This window comes from Protofrankia sp. CiP1_Cm_nod4, from assembly GCF_982290645.1.
The window spans coordinates 52,914-53,817 of record NZ_CEVIVC010000023.1 but is presented as its reverse complement, the minus strand read 5'-3'; the positions used below and the strand labels follow the sequence as shown (position 1 = coordinate 53,817).

Below are 904 nucleotides of genomic sequence, written 5' to 3'. Positions count from 1 at the left end.
GGCTGTCGCACGATGGCCGGACCGTCTTCTCACGCCTACCGCCATGCGTCGGGCGCTCCCAGAATGCAGCCGCGACAAGATCGGCGCAATATCACAGGAGAATCCTCCTGTCGGAATGCTCTTCACGCACCTGCAGGGACTGCCCGAGGAATCCCGCAAGATGCCTTTCACACTGGAGACCGTGAATGTGAATCCCGCCGACGCCAGGCTGTTGGAGGCCAATGGGGTGCTGTTCCGAGAGAACGATCAGTACTGGATTCCGGAGATCTACCGTCACGGCCTCGGGTTCGGGCTGAGCGGGACCGGCCGGCCGCGTGTGATCGCTATTGCGAAGTCGATCCGTGGGCGGGGTGGCTCCGGCTGATGTCGGCCGGCCGGGGCCGGCCGCCGGCGCACGGGGCGTCGCCGGCGGCCGGAACGCTCAGCAGCCCGGAATGGTGGTTGTGAGGGTGGCCGGGCAGCCGGGTTTGATTACCTTGCGTATGGCGATCTCGCCGTGAGCGCCGAAGGATTTCACGACGACCGAGTTCCGTAGGCCCTCGGCGACCATGGGCAGGCTGTTCAGGGTGACCGGGGTCAGGTCGCCGAGGATGAAGTAGTCGACGTCCTGCCAGCCGTTCTTCAGTTTCTCGCGGACGGCTGGGTCGAGGTCCAGTTTGTAGAACCAGATCGGCTCGGGCTTCTTGCCGGCCAGCTCCAGGTCCGTCCATATGTTGTCGTCGGTGACGACGATGTTGCCGTCCGGGATGTTCTCGATGTACCAGCGGGCCGCCTCCCGGCTCGGTGCGCTGTCGTCGGCGGTCAGTGCCGTGTGCAGCTTCGGCGCCCAGTGGTCCGGGAGTGTCAGCAGGCCCGCCGTCACGATGCTGGCCACCGCCACCAGGCGTATCCAGGTGGCAAGCAC

General features: G+C 65.8%; 1 protein-coding gene and 1 pseudogene. One reads left to right on the top strand and one right to left on the bottom strand.

Annotation, left to right across the window (positions count from 1 at the left end):
• The coding region (locus tag AC5LSR_RS07185) for a hypothetical protein (protein ID WP_250284091.1) at positions 1 to 364 on the top strand (364 nt) is incomplete at its 5' end.
• A gap of 57 nt (positions 365 to 421) precedes the next feature.
• On the opposite strand, the pseudogene AC5LSR_RS07180 reads toward AC5LSR_RS07185, so the two are convergent.
• Positions 422 to 904: pseudogene (locus AC5LSR_RS07180) on the bottom strand (4-amino-4-deoxy-L-arabinose transferase); the annotation flags it as partial.